At 64.7% G+C, this 17,174-nt stretch carries 17 protein-coding genes; 9 read left to right on the top strand and 8 right to left on the bottom strand.

All coding sequences use genetic code 11. The features are described from left to right. Positions 1-15: 15 nt before the first annotated feature. Positions 16-534, bottom strand: coding sequence for a methylated-DNA--[protein]-cysteine S-methyltransferase (locus tag WDS16_RS18350; protein ID WP_338886625.1), 519 nt, complete (start codon positions 532-534; stop codon positions 16-18). A gap of 87 nt (positions 535-621) precedes the next feature. Between WDS16_RS18350 and WDS16_RS18345 the strand changes: the two genes are divergently transcribed. Then, a complete protein-coding gene (locus WDS16_RS18345; RefSeq protein WP_338886624.1) occupies positions 622-2,112 on the top strand; it encodes a PLP-dependent aminotransferase family protein in 1,491 nt (496 codons plus the stop codon). A gap of 7 nt (positions 2,113-2,119) precedes the next feature. On the opposite strand, the gene WDS16_RS18340 is transcribed toward WDS16_RS18345, so the two are convergent. Next, complete coding sequence (locus WDS16_RS18340; protein ID WP_338886623.1) at positions 2,120-3,196, bottom strand: CaiB/BaiF CoA-transferase family protein; 1,077 nt, start codon at positions 3,194-3,196, stop codon at positions 2,120-2,122. Positions 3,197-3,362: 166 nt separating this feature from the next. Between WDS16_RS18340 and purT the strand changes: the two genes are divergently transcribed. After that, entirely contained in the window at positions 3,363-4,499 is a 1,137-nt protein-coding gene (gene purT / locus WDS16_RS18335; RefSeq protein WP_338893526.1) for a formate-dependent phosphoribosylglycinamide formyltransferase, read from the top strand. Then, positions 4,496-4,978, top strand: a complete 483-nt coding sequence (locus tag WDS16_RS18330) for a DUF456 domain-containing protein (protein ID WP_338886622.1) — start codon at positions 4,496-4,498, stop codon at positions 4,976-4,978. The genes purT and WDS16_RS18330 overlap by 4 nt, the downstream gene beginning before the upstream one ends. On the opposite strand, the gene WDS16_RS18325 is transcribed toward WDS16_RS18330, so the two are convergent. Continuing rightward, entirely contained in the window at positions 4,971-5,705 is a 735-nt protein-coding gene (locus WDS16_RS18325) for an amidohydrolase family protein (RefSeq protein ID WP_338893524.1), read from the bottom strand. The genes WDS16_RS18330 and WDS16_RS18325 overlap by 8 nt on opposite strands. A 66-nt stretch (positions 5,706-5,771) precedes the next feature. Here WDS16_RS18325 and WDS16_RS18320 point away from each other — a divergent pair, with 66 nt between their 5' ends. Then, positions 5,772-6,641: an SMP-30/gluconolactonase/LRE family protein gene (locus tag WDS16_RS18320; protein WP_338886621.1), complete on the top strand. Its 870-nt coding sequence runs from the start codon at positions 5,772-5,774 to the stop codon at positions 6,639-6,641. Between the two features lie 70 nt (positions 6,642-6,711). Here the strand turns inward: WDS16_RS18320 and WDS16_RS18315 are convergent, their stop codons facing one another. Further along, positions 6,712-8,097 carry an FAD-dependent oxidoreductase gene (locus tag WDS16_RS18315; RefSeq protein ID WP_338886620.1) on the bottom strand — a complete coding sequence of 462 codons (1,386 nt, stop codon included), beginning with the start codon at positions 8,095-8,097 and terminating at the stop codon, positions 6,712-6,714. 326 nt (positions 8,098-8,423) lie between these two features. Between WDS16_RS18315 and WDS16_RS18310 the strand changes: the two genes are divergently transcribed. From WDS16_RS18310 to WDS16_RS18295, 4 genes are read left to right on the top strand one after another with little or no spacing between them, the layout of a single operon-like run. Beyond that, on the top strand, positions 8,424-9,329 hold the full coding sequence (locus WDS16_RS18310; protein ID WP_338886619.1) for a TauD/TfdA dioxygenase family protein: 906 nt from the start codon (positions 8,424-8,426) through the stop codon (positions 9,327-9,329). 28 nt (positions 9,330-9,357) lie between these two features. Then, the gene (locus WDS16_RS18305) at positions 9,358-9,885 is read left to right on the top strand and encodes a hypothetical protein (protein ID WP_338886618.1); all 528 of its coding nucleotides are present in this window, start codon (positions 9,358-9,360) and stop codon (positions 9,883-9,885) included. A gap of 12 nt (positions 9,886-9,897) precedes the next feature. Beyond that, entirely contained in the window at positions 9,898-10,311 is a 414-nt protein-coding gene (locus tag WDS16_RS18300; RefSeq protein WP_338886617.1) for a rhodanese-like domain-containing protein, read from the top strand. After that, positions 10,308-11,528, top strand: coding sequence for an O-succinylhomoserine sulfhydrylase (locus WDS16_RS18295; RefSeq protein WP_338886616.1), 1,221 nt, complete (start codon positions 10,308-10,310; stop codon positions 11,526-11,528). Before WDS16_RS18300 ends, WDS16_RS18295 begins: the two co-directional genes overlap by 4 nt. A gap of 78 nt (positions 11,529-11,606) precedes the next feature. On the opposite strand, the gene WDS16_RS18290 is transcribed toward WDS16_RS18295, so the two are convergent. The 3 genes from WDS16_RS18290 to WDS16_RS18280 form a co-directional block, all read right to left on the bottom strand. Next, the gene (locus WDS16_RS18290; RefSeq protein WP_338886615.1) at positions 11,607-12,674 is read right to left on the bottom strand and encodes an isochorismate synthase; all 1,068 of its coding nucleotides are present in this window, start codon (positions 12,672-12,674) and stop codon (positions 11,607-11,609) included. Between the two features lie 107 nt (positions 12,675-12,781). After that, a complete protein-coding gene (locus WDS16_RS18285; protein ID WP_422395842.1) occupies positions 12,782-13,540 on the bottom strand; it encodes an HAD-IIA family hydrolase in 759 nt (252 codons plus the stop codon). Between the two features lie 69 nt (positions 13,541-13,609). After that, positions 13,610-13,870 carry a WhiB family transcriptional regulator gene (locus WDS16_RS18280; RefSeq protein WP_338886613.1) on the bottom strand — a complete coding sequence of 87 codons (261 nt, stop codon included), beginning with the start codon at positions 13,868-13,870 and terminating at the stop codon, positions 13,610-13,612. A gap of 66 nt (positions 13,871-13,936) precedes the next feature. On the opposite strand from WDS16_RS18280, the gene WDS16_RS18275 reads away from it, so the two are divergent. Beyond that, positions 13,937-15,124 (top strand): hypothetical protein, encoded by a 1,188-nt coding sequence (locus tag WDS16_RS18275; RefSeq protein ID WP_338886612.1) that lies wholly within the window; start codon positions 13,937-13,939, stop codon positions 15,122-15,124. Here the strand turns inward: WDS16_RS18275 and WDS16_RS18270 are convergent. Beyond that, positions 15,109-17,118: an HNH endonuclease signature motif containing protein gene (locus WDS16_RS18270; protein ID WP_338886611.1), complete on the bottom strand. Its 2,010-nt coding sequence runs from the start codon at positions 17,116-17,118 to the stop codon at positions 15,109-15,111. The two genes, WDS16_RS18275 and WDS16_RS18270, sit on opposite strands and share 16 nt — an antisense overlap. Positions 17,119-17,174: the final 56 nt, after the last annotated feature.

Genomic DNA, 17,174 nt, shown 5'->3' with positions numbered 1-17,174 from the left:
TGGCGATCCCCCCGCTCAGAACAGCGTCGGCTCCCCGAACCCCGAGACTCCTTCGATGGCGAGTATTCGCTGCTTCGTCGACGCACCGCCGGGGGCCGAGAACCCGCCCACCTCGCGGCCGGCGCCGAGGACGCGGTGGCACGGGATGATGACGGGCACCGGGTTGCGCCCCAGCGCGCCCCCTACGGCCTGCGCACCACTTGGTCGGCCCACTTGGGCCGCCACGGCCCCGTAGGTGAGCGTCGAGCCGCGCGGGATCGAGCGAGTGACGTCGTAGACCGCTCTGTCGAAGTCCGACACGTCGAGCACCACCGGCACCGACGACAAATCCGCGGCCGAACCGTCGAGAAGCGCCTGGATCCCGTCGATCGCCTGCTGGGCCAGGCCGTCCGGGACGCCGACCACCGCCTCGAATCCGGCAAGGTAGGCGATCAAGGCGTCCTGGGGTTCCGGGAGTGCGACCGCGCTGACACCCTGGCGCGTCCACGCGAGGCCACACCGGCCGAGGGAGGTGTCGAAGAGCGCGTAGGGCACGCAACCAGTATGAACCACAGCAAAACCAGTCCACCAACCATCAAATTGGACTTGATTTGTCATACCAGTAGCGCGAATACTGACGCCATGGCGATCCGAGTCCTCAATGCAACGTCCCTGGCCCGCGATCTTGGGCGCTGGCGAACGGACGCCGAGGATGGGTCAGGGCCTCGACGGGCATCTCGCCGAACCTCACGTCCGACCTATCGCGCTTTGGCCGACGGCGTCAGGCTGCTGATCCACGACGGCCGGATTCCTCTCGGAGTCGGGTTGCCCAGCGAGCGAGACTTGTCGGCCGCACTCGACCTCAGTCGAACCACCATCACCTCGTCGTATGCGGTACTCCGCGAAGAGGGCTACCTGATCAGCAAGCAGGGCGCGCGCAGTACCGTCGCGCTTCCGGACATGGCGAGGCCGAACGGGCTGCTCGTACAGTCGCGCACGTCGAGCGGACCGGTCATCGACATGAGCCATGCCGCGATGGCTGCCCCGACCGAGGCCATGCTGTCCGCGTACAACGCTGCGCTGCAAGCGCTTCCGGCGTATCTATCCAACCACGGTATGGAGCCCATCGGACTGTCGGTGCTTCGCGAATCCATTGCGCGTCGCTTCGTCGAACGCGGGTTGCCGACGACCGAGGACCAGATCATGGTGACCTCGGGCGCCCAGCAGGCCGTCCGCCTCCTACTCGGTACGCTGACCTCGCCGGGTGACCGGGTGCTGATCGATCATCCGACGTATCCCAATGCCTTGGAGGCGATTCGACGCGTCGGGGCCAGGCCGGTTCCGGTGCCGATCCGGCCCGATGGCGATCCGTGGGACCTGGACGGAATCCGGAGCGCAGCAAGGCAAACCGCGTCGAAGGTCGCGTACATTATCCCCGATTTCCACAATCCCACCGGCCGATGCCTCGGTGCCGACGGCCGTGCCGAACTCGCCAGGATCGCGCGGGATACCTCGATGACACTGATCGTCGACGAGACGATGGTCGACCTGTGGCTCGATGCGCCCCCGCCGCCGCCGGTTGCGTCGTTCGGTCGGGTGTCGGGTACCGACATCGTCACGATCGGATCGGCGTCGAAGTCGTACTGGGGAGGTCTGCGCATCGGGTGGATTCGCGCCAACCCCTCGTTGATCAGCCGTCTGGCAGGCTCGCGCGCCGCGCACGACCTCGGCACTTCGGTGATGGATCAACTCGCCGCGGGATTCTTGCTACAGGATGCCGATGCGATCCTCGAGACACGGCGGATTCAGCTACGCGAACGTCGTGACGCACTGGAAGGTGCGTTGGCCGAACACCTTCCGGATTGGAGCTACCGTCGATCGACCGGCGGAATGTCGTTGTGGCTCCAACTTCCAGCGCCGGTGTCCAGCGCGTTGGCGGCGACGGTCCCGGCATTCGGCGCAGTGCTGGCGGCCGGGCCGAGGTTCGGCGTCGAGGGAGCATTCGAGCGGTTCATTCGTATGCCCTACACGCGTGAGCCCGTCGAGTTGGCGGCCGCCGTCTCGGCGACGGCGGCCGCATACCAGGCGCTTGCGCCGAACGTCGACGCCGAGCAACCAGCGTTGGTGTTCTGAAAGAGACTCAGCGCCACACTGACTCGGCGTCGACGGCAGTCGACGACGGAGCGGCTGGAATCCCGTTGGGCGTGCGTGAGAAACGCGGAGCCGGCCGATGTTGGGTGACTCCACCGACCTCGATGAGAGTCTCTCGTGCCTCGAGATGCACCTGCTGCGGAGCTTCGGCGAACGTCAGGACGGGTGAGACGCACGCGTCGGTGCCGTCGAAGATCGCCGCCCATTCGTCGCGTGTCTTCGTCTTGAATGTCGTCGTGAAGAGTTCACGCATCTCGGGCCAGCGGTCGCGCTCGCCTTGGCTCGGAGTGGTGGCCGGGTCGAGCTCGAGCAGTCTGAGCAGTTCTGCGAAGAACTGGGGTTCCAGGGCCCCGACCGCCATGTACTTGCCGTCGGAAGTTTCGTAGGTGTCGTAGTACGGCCAACCGGTGTCGAGCATGTTGACGCCGCGTTCGTCGGACCAGGCGCCGACGCCTCGCATGCCCCAGATCATGTGGGAGAGCGCGGCGGTGCCGTCGACCATTGCCGCGTCGACTACTTGCCCTTCGCCTGATGTCTGTCGCTCGAACAGCGCTGCGAGGATTCCGAAGATCAGGAACATCGATCCGCCGCCGAAGTCACCGACCATGTTGAGCGGTGGAACAGGGCGCTCGCCTTGCCTGCCGATGGCGTGAAGCACGCCCGTCACGGAGATGTAGTTGATGTCGTGGCCGGCAGCCGACGCCCATGGACCTTCCTGGCCCCAACCGGTCATGCGACCGTAGACCAGCCGCGGATTCCTGGCGAGCGCGGCGTCCGGACCGAGTCCGAGACGCTCGGTGACTCCCGGCCTGAAGCCCTCGATGAGGACGTCTGCACGCTCGATCAACCCGAGCACCTTCTCGATGTCGGCAGGGTCCTTGAGGTTGGCCTCGACGAGGGTGCGATTGCGGAGTTGCTGATCGTGTTCGGAGATCTGTCCCGTGCGCTGCACGCGGACGACGTCGGCACCCAGATCTGCCAGCAGCAACGCTGCATGCGGCCCCGGTCCGATACCCGCGAGCTCGACGACGCGAAGTCCTGTCAGCGGTCCACCACTACTCGACACGTTTCCCTCGTTCCGATCGGGCCGTCAATGTGAATTGAGGTTAACTTAAGCCTGGACGTCCAACTAGTCCGGGCCACGCTTTCGAGCAATGGATAATGGCCGAGTGAGCGCAGCTACGGAACCAACACGGATCGGCACACCACTGACGCCGGGGGCCACGCGAGTGATGCTGCTCGGCGCGGGCGAGCTGGGCAAAGAGGTGATCATTGCATTCCAACGCCTCGGCGTCGAGGTCATTGCCGTCGACCGCTACGACAATGCGCCGGGACATCAGGTAGCCCACCACGCGTTCACCATCGACATGAGCGATGCGGAACAACTCCTCGCGCTGATCGACGCCCAGCAACCCGACTACGTCGTGCCCGAGATCGAGGCGATCGCCACCGATGCACTGGCGGAGGTCGAGAAGCGCGGCCGGACCGTTGTCATCCCGACGGCACGCGCCACTCAGCTGACGATGAACCGTGAGGGCATTCGACGCCTGGCCGCGGAGGAGCTGGGATTGCCGACCTCGCCCTACGCGTTCGCCGAGTCGTTGACCGAAGTGCAGAATGCGCTGTCCACGATCGGTTTTCCCGCAGTGATCAAGCCCGTGATGTCCTCGTCGGGCAAAGGGCAGTCCGTCGTGCGGGGCGCCGAGGAGGTGGAAGCCGCGTGGGAGTACGCACTGAAAGGCGGACGCGTCGACCTGGGTCGTGTCATCGTCGAGGGATTCGTCGATTTCGACTACGAGATAACGCTTCTCACCATCAGGTCGATCCAAGGCACCGACTTCTGCGAGCCCATCGGTCACCTTCAGCGATCGGGTGACTACGTCGAATCCTGGCAGCCGCAACCGATGTCGGATGTCGCACTCGCGGGCGCGAAGGACATCGCCGAGAGAATCACGGCCGCCCTCGGAGGCCGCGGTCTGTTCGGCGTCGAATTGTTCGTCAAGGGTGACGACGTCTACTTCTCCGAGGTCAGTCCGCGCCCACACGATACGGGGTTGGTGACGCTTCGTACGCAACGTTTTTCGGAGTTCGAGCTGCATGCGCGGGCGATCCTGGGGTTGCCGGTGGACACGTCGCTGATCTCGCCCGGGGCGTCGGCGGTGATCTACGGCGGCGTCGACGCCGAGGGGATTGCATTCGACGGCGTCGGCGATGCCCTGGCGGTGCCCGAGACGGACCTTCGGCTCTTCGGCAAGCCCGAGAGCTTCGTTCGTCGACGCATGGGCGTCGCGGTGTCCACTGCGGGCGACGTCGACACGGCGCGTGCGCGGGCGACGGAGGCAGCAGGCAAAGTCAGACCAGTCCTGTGAGCGTCTGGGGGGAGCTGCTCGTCGGGCTGGCGATTCTCATCGGTTTGGCGGGCATCGTCGTGCCGATCCTGCCCGGAACGATTCTGATCTTCGCGGCAATTGCTGTGTGGGCGTTCATGACCGGCGGTGCGGCCGCATGGACTGCGTTCGCGGTCGCTGCGCTGCTGCTGGTCGCAAGCGGCGTCGTGAAATACACCTGGCCGGGGCGTCGAATGAAGGACGCGGGAATCCCGACGCGGTCGCTCATCGTCGGTGGCCTGGTCGGGATCGTCGGGTTCTTCGTGATCCCGATCGTTGGATTGTTCATCGGGTTCATCCTCGGCACCTACGCGGCGGAACTCCCGCGGCACCGAAATCACTCCGATGCTTGGCGATCCACCGTCCATGCGACCAAGGCAGCAGGACTGTCGATTCTCGTCGAGCTTCTGGGTGCACTGCTCGCCACCGGAGTCTGGCTCGGAGCGGCGCTGTTCATTTGACCCGATACCAGGCTCTGGCATTGCCGTCGAGGACTGCGGGGAGATCTCCGCCGACGGCTTCGGCGATCAGATCGATGTCGGATTCCTGGAACCGCCTCGGCGCGCGGGTTCCGGGGAGGTCGGTTCCGAACATCAGGGCGGCCGGGTTCACTGCATGGATCTGCCGCATCGCGTCGACGATATCCATGTCTATGCGGCCGAAGCCCGCTGCCTTCACTCGGACTCCACGATCCACGAGGTCGAGTAGATAGGGCAAACCCTGCGACGACATCCCAAGGTGGTCGATGCTGGCTGCCGGGAGTTTGCACAGGATCGGTTCGAGGGACAGCAGCATCGAGGCATCGACGTACAACTCGGCATGCCATCCGACCAGATCGTGCGCGCGTCTTGCCTGGGCAGTGAGGGTCTGAACGTCGGTGGCGCCGCGTTTGAGGTTGAGCCGAATGGCACGAACCCCCGCATCCTCCAGTGCGAGGATGTCCGCATCGGTGGCGTCGGGTTCGAGTTGCGTCACCCCGACCCAGCCGTCGCCGAGCGTCTCGAGAGCGGACAGCAGGAAGCTCTGGTCGGCGGCATGAAACGACGCGCTGATCACTGCTCCGCCGGTGATGCCCAAGCCGTCCGTGTCGCGGTCGTAGTCGGCGATCGTGTACGGATCGGGAACGAAACCCTGGTTCTCGATCAGCGGAAACCGAGGGTCGAGGATGTAGCGATGGGCGTCGAACACCCCGTCAGCATGCCAGCTGCGTCGTTCCGGCACCCGGCGACCCTGGCCGGTGTTTGAATTCGATACATGAAAGCCGAAGCCACAGTTGTCCTCGACGGTTACACCTACTTCGAATGTCCTCGCTGGCGCGACGGTCGTATCTGGGTGTCCGACTTCTACAGTCAGCAAGTTCTGTCGGCGCAGGAGGACGGGTCGGACGTGCGCGTCGAGGCCGAGGTTCCCCAGCAGCCGTCGGGGTTGGGCTGGCTACCGGACGGGCGGTTGCTGATCGTGTCCATGCGCGATCATACGATTCTGCGGCGCGAGGACGACGGTTCCCTCGTGGTGCACGCTGACCTGTCGTCGCACGTCGACGCCAACCTCAACGACATGCTCGTCGATTCCCGCGGCCGTGCCTACGTCGGCAATTTCGGTTTCGATCTGATGAACCTCGCAACACCCGATACTGCGGACCTGCTGCGGGTCGACCCCGACGGCTCGGTGCACGTCGTGGCCAAGGATCTGTACTTTCCCAACGGAATGGCGCTGACGCCGGACGGTGAGCTGCTGGTCGACGAGACCGTCGGTAATCGCATCAGTGTGTTCGCGGTCCATCCCGACGGCTCGCTAGGTGAGCGCCGAGATTGGGTCAAGTTCGCGGAACTCCCCGACATGAGCGATATGACGACAGCGTTGGGACAGCTGGTACTCGCACCGGATGGATGTGCGATCGACACGGACGGATCGCTCTGGGTGTCAGACGCTCTCGGTCAGCGCATCGTGCATGTGGTGCCGGGCAAGGGGGTCGTCGATCAGCTCGAGTTCGACACTGGCGTGTTCGCCTGCGGATTCGGCGGCGACGACGGCAGGACGCTGTTCGTATGTGCTGCACCGGACTTCGACGAGCACAAGCGCAAAGTCGAAACGGAAGGAAAATTACTGGCTGTACGGGTGTAGGCGCTGCGCGCCAGTGGCGCGATTAAGTGTCCCAGGGTGCACTTAACCGCGCCACTGGCGGCGGAGCCGCCTAGGCCTTGTCGGGCTCGGACGCCTTGAGCATGTCGTCGCGCTCGACGACCTTGACGCGTTCGCGGCCTTCGGGTTCGCCGAGGGAGCGTTCGTGGGCGTCGAGGCGGTACCAGCCGTCCCAGGTGGTGAAGGGGACCTGCTTGCCTTCGAGGAAGGCGGTGACGGAGTCGAGTTCGGGGTCGGTGGCTCCGGTGAAGGTGGGCGCGTCCTCGAGGAGGTTGGCGACGGTTTCGTTGGCGTCGCCCTTGGTGTGGCCGATGAGGCCGACGGGCCCGCGCTTGATCCAGCCGGTGACGTAGGTGGCGGGAACAGGGACCGTCGACGACGGAGATTCCACGACGCGGCCGGCTTCGTTGGGGATGGTGCCTGCCTGCTCGTCGAAGGGGAGCTGGCTGATGTTCTGGGAGAGGTAACCGACGGCGCGGTAGACGGACTGGACCTCCCAGTCGTTGTACTTGCCGGTGCCCTTGACGTTGCCGGTGCCGTCGAGTTCGGTGCGCTCGGTGCGGAGGCCGGTGACCTTTCCGTCTTCGCCGAGGATTTCGGTGGGCGATTCGAAGAAGTGCAGGAAAAGCTTGTGCGGGCGGTTGCCGACGTCGCGGATGGCCCAGTCCTGCAGGGTGTTGGCGACCATGTCGACCTGCTTGGAGTTGCGGCGGGCCTGTTCGGAGCCTTCGTCGTAGTCGATGTCCTCGGGCGCGACGATGACCTCGATGTTGGGCGAATGGTCGAGTTCGCGGAGTTCGAGAGGGGTGAACTTGGCTTGTGCGGGTCCGCGGCGGCCGAAGACGTGTACCTCGACGGCCTTGTTCGCTTTGAGGCCTTCGTAGACGTTGGCGGGGATCTCGGTCGGCAGGAGTTCGTCGCCGGTCTTGGCGAGGACGCGTGCGACGTCGAGAGCGACGTTGCCGACGCCCAGTACGGCTACCTTCTCTGCCTCGAGGGGCCAGGTGCGGGGGACATCGGGGTGGCCGTCGTACCAGGAGACGAAGTCGGCGGCGCCGTAGCTGCCGTCGAGGTCGATGCCGGGGATGTCGAGGGCGCGGTCGGCGTTGGCGCCGGTGGAGAAGATGACGGCGTCGTAGAAGCGGCGCAGGTCGTCGAGGGTGATGTCGGTGCCGTAGTCGATGTTGCCGAGCAAGCGGACCTGGGGCTTGTCCAGCACCTTGTGCAGGGCGGTGATGATGCCCTTGATGCGTGGGTGGTCCGGTGCGACGCCGTAGCGGATGAGGCCGAAGGGCGCGGGCATGCGTTCGAAGAGGTCGATGCTCACGCCGGGTCCGCTGACATTGTGGTCGGACTTCATGAGTGCATCGGCGGCGTAGATGCCGGCCGGTCCGGCGCCGACGATGGCGACGCGGAGTGGGCGAGTCTGATCAGTCATGTGCAGCGAACTACCTTCGTCGAGGGCAAGTACGGACACCCCAGCATAAATTAAGTGTTACCTGATCAGTGCTGGTGGGCGTAGCTACGGGGCATTGCCTCAGCCTTTCACCATTTCCTTCCATTCAGGTAGGGTTTGCGCTGTGCATACGACTTACCTGGTCCGGCGGCTAACCGTCGACTTCTGTCGTACTTGCACCACCATGTGTCGTCGGTGACGCGGCTCTCTGCTCCCGCCACTTCTCACCCCCCAGCTTCCCATTGTGCGCTCGTATCCAGCGCTGCTGCCCAGACCGTGCGAAAATCGCTCCGGGCTAGGAGAAACACATGACAATCCTGGAAAATTCAGTCGGCACATCTCTCACCCGCGAGACAGCTCTGGTCCCCGACAATCTGACCCTCGACAAGCTGGGGCCGCGATTCGGTGCCGAGGTCATCGGGCTCGATGTCGCTTCGGCCTCGGATGCCGAAGTCCTGGCTATCCGGGATGCACTCGTCGAACACAAGGTCCTGGTGCTGCGCGGCCAGTCGCTCGACGATGCCGGTCAGATCGATTTCGGTCGACGGCTCGGCGACCTGACGGCTGGGCACCCGGTGCATGACAGCGGTCATGTGGCAGCCGAGGTGTATGCCCTCGACAGCCAGGACAACGGGTTCGCCGACGTGTGGCACACCGACGTCACGTTCATGGAACGACCGCCGATGGGCTCGATTCTGCGACCGGTCGTGCTTCCTCCGCACGGGGGCGACACCAACTGGGCCGACAGTCAGCTTGCCTACGAGTCGTTGTCGGCACCCGTCCGTCAGATGATCGACCAGCTCACCGCCGTGCACGACGGCAATCGCGAGTTCGGCTACTACCTCGCGCAGAAGCGTGGCGGCAAAGGCAATGTCTGGGACGGGAAAGAAGTGACCGCGCTGGTACCCGTCGAACATCCCGTGGTTCGGGTGCACCCCGAGACCGGACGCAAGGGCATCTTCGTCAACCCTGGGTTCACCTCGCACATCGTCGGGGTGTCCGAGGCGGAGAGTCGTGGAATCCTCGACCTCCTGTACGCGCACCTGACCAAGCCCGAGCATGTCGTGCGGCACCGCTGGCGTCTCGGCGATCTGGTCCTGTGGGACAACCGCAGCACCTCGCACTACGCCAACCGCGACTACGGCACCGAGCACCGCGTCATGCACCGCATAACGTTGCGCGGGGATATCCCTGTCGGACCCCGAGAGCGATAAGTGTCGACCCTGCGGGAAGATTGCGGCTATGGCGTCGTGGCGTGAACGAAGACAGCAGTGGGCCGACAGCCGTGAGGAAGCGCAGAACAATGCATCCGCAGCGGCGGCAGAGACGGGTGAGCGTCGTCCGCCGACCCCCTGGCCGTTCATTCTCGCGGTCGGAATCGTCGTCGTTCTGCTCGCCGCTATCTTCCTGGCAGCCCGATTCGCGCCCGCCGAGGACAACGTCACGCAGGCGCAGTTGCTGACCGACAGCATCGACGATTTCGTCCAGGCGCAGAACGACGGTGACGCCGACCTACTACGGTCGACGACCTGTCAGGATCAGCTCGCCCAGTTGATCTCGGGGAGCGACGCGGACTACGCGTCGGCCCGAGCGGACGACGTCGACGAGAACGGAAAGCTCGTCGTGGACGGTGCTCCCACCGACTACGAGGTGAACGGTGATCGCGGAGTGGTGACGGTCCCGACCAAGCTCGAGAAGGTCGGCGCGACGTCGAGCGAGAAGTGGAAGTTCGTCCGCGTCGACGACAAGTGGCTGGTGTGCAATGTATGAAAGGTTGAGCCCGTGACTTACGCAGGTGACATCGCTCCGCAGGCAGCGTGGGAGTTGCTCGAGAACGATCCCGACGCAGTGCTGGTCGACGTGCGAACCCACGCCGAGTGGCAGTACGTCGGCGTCCCGGACACCTCGTCGATCGATCGGCCGACGCATCTCATCGAGTGGGTCAGTTACCCCGACGGTGCGCGGAACGTGCGTTTCGTCGAGCAGTTGAAAGAGGCTGGGGTGGACGGTGAGCGACCGGTGGTGTTCCTGTGCCGCTCGGGCCAGCGTTCGATCGGCGCCGCCGAGGCTGCGACTGCGGCAGGCATCGGGCCGTCGTACAACGTGCTCGACGGTTTCGAGGGTGCAACCGATGCAGACGGTCACCGCGGCGCCGTGGGGTGGCGTGCGGTCGGATTGCCGTGGAGGCAGGCATGAACGTGCCCAAAGGTGGAGGATTCCACAAGCCGCTCCCGGACGGTGTCGGGCAGGGAACCCTGGGTGTTCGCGGCGGTTTGATGCGGTCCGGGTTCGACGAGAACGCCGAGGCGCTGTACCTGACTTCAGGGTTCGTTTACGAGAGCGCGGGGGCGGCTGAGCAAGCGTTCACCGGCGATATCGACCACTTCGTCTACTCGCGATACGGCAACCCGACCGTCAAGATGTTCGAGGAGCGCCTGCGTCTCATCGAAGGTGCCGAGGCGTGCTTCGGAACCTCCAGCGGGATGTCGGCGGTGTTCACGGCCCTCGGCGCGTTGCTGAAGGCCGGCGACCGACTCGTGGCGGCCCGCAGCTTGTTCGGGTCCTGCTTCGTGGTGTGCAACGAGATTCTGCCGCGCTGGGGCGTCGAAACCGTGTTCGTCGACGGCGAAGACAACGCGCAGTGGGAAGAAGCACTCTCGGTTCCGACGACTGCCGTGTTCTTCGAGACTCCGTCCAATCCGATGCAGTCGCTGGTCGACGTCGAACGGGTGTCGGAGCTGGCGCATGCGGCGGGCGCAACAGTCGTGTTGGACAACGTTTTTGCGACGCCGCTACTGCAGGACAGTCTTGCGCTCGGTGCGGACGTCGTCGTGTATTCGGGCACCAAACACATCGATGGACAGGGCCGAGTGCTCGGCGGTGCGATCCTCGGTTCCCGTGAGTACATCGACGGACCTGTGCAGACGCTGATGCGCCACACCGGTCCTGCGCTGAGTCCGTTCAATGCGTGGACCCTGCTCAAGGGGCTCGAGACGATGCCGGTTCGGGTGCGGCATTCGACCCAGTCCGCGCTGGAAATCGCGACGTTCCTGGAGGCGCACTCGGCTGTGTCATGGGTCAAGTACCCGTACCTCGAGTCGCATCCACAGCACCAGCTGGCGAAGAAGCAAATGAAGGGCGGCGGCACGGTCGTCACCTTCGAGCTCGATGCGCCCGGTGGTGAGGCAAAGAAGCGCGCGTTCGAAGTTCTCGATGGGCTACGCGTGATCGACATTTCGAACAACCTCGGCGACTCGAAGTCGCTCATCACCCATCCGGCGACTACCACCCACCGCGCTATGGGTCCGGAAGGCCGTGCGGCAGTGGGCATTTCCGACGGTGTCGTGCGCATCTCGGTAGGGTTGGAAGACACCGAAGACCTCATCGCTGATCTGGATCAGGCGCTGGGCTGAGCTGGGGCCCCGGCGGCTCCGCCGCTAGTGGCACGGTTAAGTGTGTTGACGTGCACTCAACCGCACCACTGGTGAGGATCAGCCCAGCCCGAAAGCCGAGAGCACCGTCCGGAATTTCGCCGTCGTTTCGGCAAGTTCCGCTTCGGGGTCCGAAGCGTCGACGATCCCGCCGCCCGCGGTGGCGAGGGCAGTCAACCCGTCGGCGGCGAGTTCGAGTCCGCGGATCGCGACCATCCACTCTCCGTCGCCGGTGCCATCAGCCCATCCGACAGCTCCGGCATAGAAGCCACGAGGCCCCTCGATGCGCGCGATCGCATCCATCGCAGCCCTTCGGGGGACGCCTGCGACCGCTGGAGTCGGGTGCATCGCGATGGCGAGGTCGAGTGACGTTGTAGATGGATCACGGAGGATGCCGGTGATCGGTGTGCTCAGGTGCCACAGCTGCGGCGTGCTGCTGAGCTGCGGCGTGCTCGGGATCTGTAGGTCTGTGCACCATGGTTGCAGTGCGGTTCGAATTTCCTCGACGACGAATCGGTGTTCAGCCTGATCCTTGGCGCTCGCGGCGAGCTGGTCGGCGATACCGGCGTCCAGTGCGGGATCGTCGCTGCGTGCAGCGGTTCCGGCGAAAGGGTGGCACGAGACCGTGCGGCCGTGGCGTCGGACGAGTAATTCGGGGCTCGAACCGATGAGGAATCTGCCCGCGTAGCCTGCCCCTGCTGTCGACAGGTCGACGGCGTAGCCGTTGCCCAGTGGGTCGCCGCTGACGAGTGCTCCGAGAAGGGCGATCGGATCGATCGGGGTGTCAGCACGGAGTTGTAAGGACCGCGCCAGGACGACTTTTTCTGCAACGCCTTGCCGGAGTTCCTGCACCAGCGCACGGACTCGTTCGAGGTGAATATCAGCGGCAGGAACCTGCCCACCGATGCTTACCGGGGGGAGGATGGCCGGTTGATCAGCGGGGCGCCACGGTCCCTGGCGTTTGGTGAGTGTTCCGGGTTCGGTCAGCGCGATTGAGTCGGACATGTCGAAAGGCAGTGCCCCGACGACCGGTGTTCCCTCGCGGACGGCGTCTGTTGCGGCGGTGATCGTTGAAAACGCGCGTCGGACGCCGGTGGCCTCGATGTTGTACTCGCGTCGAGACAGCACGAAGCTCGTAGTGGCGCGGTTGAGTGCACCAGGGGAACCCTTCCCGTGCCACTGCGGCGGAGCCGCTGGGTGTGGCTGCGGCGGAGCCGGAGGGTGTGGCTTCTGCATCAGAAGGGCGACTGCGTTCGGCCGACGAGGTCGGCGACCGAGTTGATCACCTTGGTCGGACGGTACGGGTAGTTCTCGACCGACACGGTGGTCGAGATGCCGGTGAGAACCAGAATGGTCTGCAACCCGGCTTCGAGTCCCGACAGAACGTCGGTGTCCATGCGGTCGCCGATCATCAGGGTGCTCTCGGAATGACCACCGATTGCTCGGAGGGCGGAGCGCATCATCAATGCGTTCGGTTTCCCGACGTAGTAGGGCTCTTTTCCTGTTGCTTTGGTGATCAGCGCCGCGACCGATCCGGTGGCCGGTAGCGAGCCCTCGCGGGATGGGCCGGTGGCGTCGGGATTGGTGGCGATGAACCGTGCGCCCTTCTCGACGAGACGAATTGCCGTGGTGATCGCCTCGAACGAGTAGGTGCGTGTCTCGCCGAGCACGACGTAATCGGGACTGGAGTCGGTGAGTACGTAGCCGATGTCGTGGAGGGCTGTGGTCAAACCCGACTCTCCGACGACATAGGCGCTACCACCGGGGCGCTGGTTGCCGAGAAAATTAGCGGTAGCGAGTGCCGATGTCCAGATGGACTTCTCGGGGATGTTCAGGCCGCTGCGCTCCAGCCGTGCACGCAGGTCACGCGGGGTTCGGATGCTGTTGTTCGTCAGCACGATGAACGGTATGTCGTTCGATTGGAGCTCGGCCAAGAATGCGTCGGCTCCTGGAATGAGGTGATCCTCGTGGACGAGAACGCCGTCCATGTCCATGAGGTAGGTCCACTGTTGCGGTTCGTCCTGTGAGCTCACCAGTCCATTGTGCGCTACTCGGTGTCCCTTTCAGCCGGCTCTCTTGAGTGCGGCCCGTCTCAGCGCCCTTTCGCGTGCGGTCATTCCGCCCCAGACACCGAACGGTTCGTTGGTGGCGAGGGCGAACTGTTGGCACTGTGCGATGACCGGGCACTGGCCGCACAGAACCTTCGCCTGGTCCTCCCGCCGTCGTCGCGCGCTCCGGCCTTCTCCCGACGGGGAGAAGAACACGTCTGAGCTTTCGCCGTGGCATGCAGCGTCCACATGCCATTCTGTTGTTACGGATGCCATGGGCCGATGATGCCGTCCCAATAGACCGGGAAGAAGGTTTCAAATCATCGAGCGTCTAATGGTCTGATGAATTTCAGGTTCGAGTACCTGGCTGTGCCATGTGGTGGCGCGGTGGTCGGAATGGTCCTGAACGAACGCGGATCGGAAGATCTCCCGCATCTCGGCAGTACCGCGGCTGCAGCTCTGGCTGCGGTCGTGGCGGTGTTGGCAGTAGTGGTGCTCTCGCGCGCCGGGACGGCGGCTGGGGCTGGCGTGGCGGGGTCTGTGGCGGCTGGGGCTGCGCTGGTGTCGGTTCCGCTGCTGATCTCCGGGACGCCAGGCTTGTTCGCGAGCGGAACAGGAGCGGGGCTGATACTGGGCGGGCTCCTCGTGCTGTGCACGTCGCGAAGGAGCCTGCAGGCCGCGCTTGCCGTTGGTGTGCTGCTCGGTTCGCTCGGCCCCGTCAGTACGACGCCGCGGCGATATGCGGATTACTTGCCGGACGGTGAGGGTCTCGGTTCGTCGACGATGTGGCTACTCCTGGCTGCCACGGTGGGTTTCACCTTGCTCTGCTTGCCGGTTCGGTTGCGGGTCGAGGCGAGCGAGCTGCGGGCCCTGATTGTCGGTCTTGCTCTTCCCGCCCTCATGCTGCTAGTGCACTGGGTCTTTGGGCTCTCGATCGATGACCGCAGCTATCCGGGCGCCACGTGGCAGGCGACGGTTGCCTGGTCGGTCGTCGTCGCTGCGGTGGTTGGAGGTGCAGTGTGGCTACCCCGGGCGACGGGGCTGGTTCTGGTTGCCGGTCTCGCGATCGCGGCGGTCGATCCGCAACCGGTCTTCGTGACCGACCGATGGCTGGTCGTGGTCGTTGTGTCGACTTCACTCCCCGGGCTGTTTGCGGGGTGGAGGTGGCCGAAACCGGTCGTCGGAATCGGGCTTCTCGCCGTCGTCGCCGGTGTCGGACTCGCGGATGAGGGCCTCGTCGCGATTGCGCTGCCGTCCGTTGCGGCGTTTGTGCTCGCTTCCAGTTTGCCTGCGCCGGGTGGTGTTGCGGTCCCTGCGCTTCTCGCGCCGGTGTTGATCGTCGTTCCGTATACAGCGGATGTGGGGTGGACGGCGTACTCGGGGCAATTCGGTTGGGTGGCCATCGGACCTACGCAGGCAGCGCTCGTTGTGGCCGACGTGGCAGCGTTCGCGACGATCGCTGTGTGCGCTCTGGCGGCATGGCTGTTGACGCGGCGGGTAGGTTCGGTGGCTGTTCAGAATGGTGGGTAGCGGTAGCGGTCGCGTGCTGTGACGATGGCTCGGTGTTCGAGAAACCGTTCTCTGAGGAAGATCGCTTCTTCGCGGGCTTTCGGGTCCTCGAGTCGGGCGATATCGCCGAGTGAGGGCACGAAGGCTGCTCTGTCGGTGTCGATCAGATCGCCCCACTCGCTGTTCTCGCCGATGTTGGTTTCCCACCAGGTGGGTTCGTAGAGGTCATCGGCGGGTCGCTCGCGAACAGATGCCGCTGCCGCCTCCTCGGGAGCACATGGGTCAGCGACGTGTTGGTAGTAGTGATCGGTCGCGGGGTCCGGTGACGGTGACGAGGGCCGGTTGTGGACGAAATCGTCCGGAACCATCACCGACCCGTACGTCGAGGGTGTGATCCTGCGTAGACCTGAACATGAGGTCCAGAAGATTCCGTCTCCGTTCAATCGTGCTGCGGCCCACAGCTTCAGTGTTTTCGCTTGGTGATGGTAGTGGCACAGTGGTTGCAGATTCGACTGGATCGTCCAGCCGCCGGCGACCGGGTCGTTGTGGTCGAACGCGACGATGTGGTCGATGTCGCATCGGGCTGCGGGCACACTGCAGCCCGGGAAGGTGCACGTGCAATATGTTGCGCGCGTGAGCGCGACGAGTTCTGCCGATGGCCGGTACGTCAGTGCCCCCGGCGGTGGTTCGGTCATACCGCCGTGACCGTCCGGGTCACTCCCCGCCGCCAGTGACGGATCCGCGGCGGCTGCGGCGAGGAAAGCAGCAATAGCCTCCGACAGTGCCACCTCACCACCCGCGGAGGACCGTGCACGCCCAGCACCTCCTGCCACAGGTGAACGAGTTCGTCCGAGTGTCGGATCGGGAAGCGACGCGGCAGGACGAACCCGGCCCCGCGCGATGATCCGGAACGCACGCGGTCCACCGGCCGACCCGGAATTGGCGACACCACCACCAGACTCGGGCTCGGGCTCGGGCGCGGGCGCAGGCTCGGTCTCGGTCTCGGTCACGGACTCGGGCTCGGGGGCGGCGTCGGGGCTCGCCTGTGCCCGGGCAGCGTCGAGCACTTCGGTGAGAAAGACCTGCCATCGAGCATCACCGGCGATCATGCGCGCGGTCTCCGGATCGAGGACGGTCCCATCACCGAGAGTGGCCGGGTCACCGGACAATCCGAGCAGCGACTCGATACTGATCATGATCTGCAGCAGATGCGTACGGCGAGGCTTCATCAAATCCGCAGCACCACCGACCGCACACCCCTGATGGCCACACAGGCACGCGATCACATCCTCACGGTGAATCAGCGCAATCAACGCATACCCACGCAACTGCTTCTTGCTCCGCGGATCACGCGAACACACAGTCCCGGCCAACTCCTCGAGAAGGGAGTCACATTCGGCGCCCTCGAGCGCCGTCATCTTCGCAAACAAACTCGCCATACCGTCATCGCATCGCTTGATGCTCGCGCACCGTTCCTCGGATTCGGCAGCCTTTCGTGCCGCGTTCGCCTCGGCGTCGTCATGGTCGATCCACCGACTCCACACCCGCTCACGCAGCGCCTTGGCATTGCAGCGATACGCTGCAGCCAGCACATCAGCCTCGATCGCCTGCACCGTCTCATCACTGGCCTTGACCAACGTCAACGCAATCGCCCGCACCCGCGAATAATCCAGATCACCCGCAGCGAACGCAGCATCGACCCCATGCAGACGCCACGCCAACTGCTTACCGACCACGATCATCTCCCGCGTGACCGTCCGAGACAGCGACAGCGCCACCGCTGCTTCACATTCAGCAGCCCTCTCCGCACGCGCAAGATCGGCATCCCCACCGGCATCGAACAGCTCCGCCTCCGCACACACCCGGAAATCGACAAGACCGTACAACCGACGAACCAGGACCGCCGACGCAACATTCTCAGCACGCCGGGCATCGGACAAGCCGACCAGCAAGCTCGACACACCCAACTCGGTCTCGCGTCGCCACTCGTCCATATCGCCCCCCGGCATCCCCATAACACGAAGACTACTCGAACACCTGTTCGAACGCAAGGGTTCAGCGAGGAACACCG

Source organism: Rhodococcus sovatensis, assembly GCF_037327425.1.
Taxonomy (GTDB): Bacteria; Actinomycetota; Actinomycetes; order Mycobacteriales; family Mycobacteriaceae; genus Rhodococcoides; species Rhodococcoides sovatense.
Note: the sequence above shows the minus strand (reverse complement) of the source record. Positions and strands in the feature narration are given on the sequence as shown.

What these genes read in the sequence shown, in the direction of transcription:
- WDS16_RS18345 (WP_338886624.1), top strand. Translation starts at nt 622, where the DNA reads ATGGCGATCCGAGTCCTCAATGCAACGTCCCTGGCCCGCGATCTTGGG.
- purT (WP_338893526.1), top strand. Translation starts at nt 3,363, where the DNA reads ATGCTGCTCGGCGCGGGCGAGCTGGGCAAAGAGGTGATCATTGCATTC.
- WDS16_RS18320 (WP_338886621.1), top strand. Translation starts at nt 5,772, where the DNA reads ATGAAAGCCGAAGCCACAGTTGTCCTCGACGGTTACACCTACTTCGAA.
- WDS16_RS18315 (WP_338886620.1), bottom strand. Translation starts at nt 8,097, where the DNA reads ATGACTGATCAGACTCGCCCACTCCGCGTCGCCATCGTCGGCGCCGGA.
- WDS16_RS18310 (WP_338886619.1), top strand. Translation starts at nt 8,424, where the DNA reads ATGACAATCCTGGAAAATTCAGTCGGCACATCTCTCACCCGCGAGACA.
- WDS16_RS18305 (WP_338886618.1), top strand. Translation starts at nt 9,358, where the DNA reads ATGGCGTCGTGGCGTGAACGAAGACAGCAGTGGGCCGACAGCCGTGAG.
- WDS16_RS18295 (WP_338886616.1), top strand. Translation starts at nt 10,308, where the DNA reads ATGAACGTGCCCAAAGGTGGAGGATTCCACAAGCCGCTCCCGGACGGT.
- WDS16_RS18285 (WP_422395842.1), bottom strand. Translation starts at nt 13,540, where the DNA reads ATGGACATGGACGGCGTTCTCGTCCACGAGGATCACCTCATTCCAGGA.
- WDS16_RS18280 (WP_338886613.1), bottom strand. Translation starts at nt 13,870, where the DNA reads ATGGCATCCGTAACAACAGAATGGCATGTGGACGCTGCATGCCACGGC.
- WDS16_RS18275 (WP_338886612.1), top strand. Translation starts at nt 13,937, where the DNA reads ATGAATTTCAGGTTCGAGTACCTGGCTGTGCCATGTGGTGGCGCGGTG.
- WDS16_RS18270 (WP_338886611.1), bottom strand. Translation starts at nt 17,118, where the DNA reads ATGGGGATGCCGGGGGGCGATATGGACGAGTGGCGACGCGAGACCGAG.